This window comes from Porcincola sp. LCP21S3_C12 (assembly GCF_052118625.1).
GTDB lineage: Bacteria > Bacillota > Clostridia > Lachnospirales > Lachnospiraceae > Porcincola.
In genome coordinates this window covers 1-2,708 of the sequence record NZ_JBQKGW010000045.1, presented here as the reverse complement: position 1 = coordinate 2,708, position 2,708 = coordinate 1, and the positions used below count along the sequence as shown (strand labels likewise).

Below are 2,708 nucleotides of genomic sequence, written 5' to 3'. Positions count from 1 at the left end.
TGCATTTTGCGGGCGCCGGCGGTCGCTGATGCGTTGACCACCGGTCGCGGCGCGGTTATTGAACGGTCGGCTGGCGGAGCCGGTCAGGACTGTTTATGAGTGTGATCATTCATCCGTTTTGGATTGAATCATCACAGTATAGTGTTTGGTTGCTCTCTTTTCGATAGCATCGGCGGCGATTGGATCGTCTTTTATCATGGCTTTCCAGTTCTTCGGCATGCGCTGTGAGCAAACGATGGTGCTCTTTAGCGCTTCGGCTCTCTTATTGAGCAGCTGATGCAGTACTTTGATCTGGTCCTCATCCGTAATCGTATGAAGCAGAAAGTCATCCAGGATCAGCAGATCCAGCTTGCACAGATGCTTCTTGCGTTTGTTGTAATCTTTTAAGCTCTGTACCTTGACATCGCTGAGCTGCTCTATCAGCTCCTCAGTATCATAGTACTCTACAGAGAACTTACTGCAGGCTGAGATCCCAAGGGCTTTTGCAAGATAGGTCTTGCCACTGTCTGAGGCTCCCAGGATGCATATATTCATCCCATTGCGGATAAAGTTCCCGGAACTGAGTGTTTTTACCACGCCTTCCGGCATGTAGCTGCGTTCACTGGAATCAGTGCAGCTGTTCAGTTCCTGAGGGCATCCGGACAGATGTGCGAGTTTCAGCCTGGACAGATATCGCCGGTTGGTAGTCGTGGTATACTCCGGTTCAACCAGCCGTGAGATAAGTTCTACGCGGTCAAGATTCAGGAATTCCGGACTGTTGTACAGGTTCTCAAGTGACTCTGCGGTCTTCTTCAAGCCGATGGCAAGAAGCTGATCAATGATAGGGTCTATCGGCTGTGTAGTTGGCTTTTTCATCAGGCTTCCTCCTTTCCGTCCGCAGTATTGCTGTCTTCAGGATGACCTTCATCCAGAAGACTTTTGCTTCTGTTAAGGAGTGTATCGAGATCAGATGCCCTGCCTGGTCTTGGTATTCCGCCTCTTTCAGGTTCAGCCTCTTTGGGGGAAACAGTGTCAGGATGTACACCGAGTTCATCAGCTACAGCGCCTATCGTATTCTTGATAAAAGAGTAATACGGCCGGTTAAGCTCCAGAGCTCTGCGGCAGCATTCCTCCAGGACCTCTTTGCTGTATCGGTCTTTGTAACCAAGAAGGCCCACGCACAAACGGTATGTCTGGACTTCCAGTTTTCTGCTTGCAAGCACCTGCTTGATGACTTTTACAGTGTTCTGACCGACTTCCATAGCCTGTCCGATAAAGTACGGACCGTTCCACGAACGGTATGAGGAAAAGTGCTTGGGCAGATGCCGTACATCTGTCACATGCTGACCTTTATAGCGGGCCCTTTCATGCTCGCAGATGAATTCGCCTCCTCTGCTGTAGATCCTGACGGTTGTTGTAGTAGCCCTTATGAGCACATCTTTATGTAGATAAGCTTTGTCTACGCTATAATAAGCATTGTCAAAGCGTACATGGAAGTCGCTTGATACACGTGCCATCTTCCTTTCCGTGTACTCGTAATGCACGGAGGGAAGGGGCATCAGATCATGTTTCTCTTCTTCCCAGTAGTAGTTCCGATTGTGCTCCTTATTCTTAAAAGGCTGCTCATTAAGCTTGTCAAGCTCTTCCCAGAGATCCTCGTTCAGGTCATCCAGGCTGAAGTACTGCCTTTCTTCAAGGATGTGGAACAGCCCTTCCTCGAGAATCTTTACAGCTCCCTCGACATGGTTCTTGTATCTTGGGTGTTTGACCTTCGCGGGGAGGATAGCTGTCCCATTGTGCTCTGCCCATTCCGCATAGTCTTTGTTGAGCTCCGGATCGATCCAGTCCTTGTTGGCGATCACTGCCTGCTTGCAGTTATCCGGAACAACGATTGCCGGGACGCCTCCGAAGAAATCCAGAGCGTGATTGTTAACGCTGATCCACTCAGGCTCCTTCGTTGAAATCATTCCTTCGGCGTAGATCTTTTCACTGTATGGAAGGATTGCAACAAACACGACGACAGGAAGTATCTCGCCAGTCTGGCGGTTCACTACCTGCAGAGTGTTCCCGGCAAAGTCGACCTCCATGGATTGGCCGCTGTATGCTTCCATCACGAGGGATACATCGTTTTCATCACACCATGTATTGAACCTGAAGCAGAACTGTCTGTATGAGTATGCCTTCTTTCCTTCTCTGGAGCATGCGGTGGAATACTTGTTCCAGAGGTATACGAGCGTCATGTTTTTCCGGGTGGTCATCTGTTTATGAACATCGGCGTAGTCCGGAAGTTCGTAACTCTCGTCTCTTTTACGGGTGTCTTCGGGATCACTATAGACCAGGGCATATATCCCGTCATTGGTAATCCCGGCTGGGAGCGGAAACGCGATCTCGCTGGAGCGATTGAATGCCTGCAGGAATCCGTTCACACCGGATTTGCTGACATTGAGCTCATCAGCGATCTCAGCACCGCTCATGTGTAGTAGGTAATGCTTTGTGATGATGCTTTTGTAGTCCAATCTCATGGCTACCTCCTAAATAAAACTATTTCCACCTTCTTAACTGGTGGGTCAGTCTTATTATGGCGGTTTGGAGATTTGGTCTCAAAGATGAAATCCGGCTTCAGCCGGAAGGAACCCGAGTCGACCGCTATGCTCCGCATCGCGGCCGACAGCTGGCGCAACCAGGCCGATTTGCTCCGCAAATCCGGCCGTTAGGCAGTGCAATATGCA

General features: G+C 49.9%; 2 protein-coding genes. Both read right to left on the bottom strand.

The annotated features are described in order from the left end of the window. Positions 1 to 105: 105 nt before the first annotated feature. The gene (locus ACTQ1N_RS12450; protein ID WP_441956974.1) at positions 106 to 855 is read right to left on the bottom strand and encodes an ATP-binding protein; all 750 of its coding nucleotides are present in this window, start codon (positions 853 to 855) and stop codon (positions 106 to 108) included. After that, the gene (gene istA / locus ACTQ1N_RS12445; protein WP_441956973.1) at positions 855 to 2,495 is read right to left on the bottom strand and encodes an IS21 family transposase; all 1,641 of its coding nucleotides are present in this window, start codon (positions 2,493 to 2,495) and stop codon (positions 855 to 857) included. Before istA ends, ACTQ1N_RS12450 begins: the two co-directional genes overlap by 1 nt. Positions 2,496 to 2,708: the final 213 nt, after the last annotated feature.

Excerpts from the sequence above, each read along its gene's own strand:
- ACTQ1N_RS12450 (WP_441956974.1), bottom strand. The coding sequence starts at position 855 with ATGAAAAAGCCAACTACACAGCCGATAGACCCTATCATTGATCAGCTT.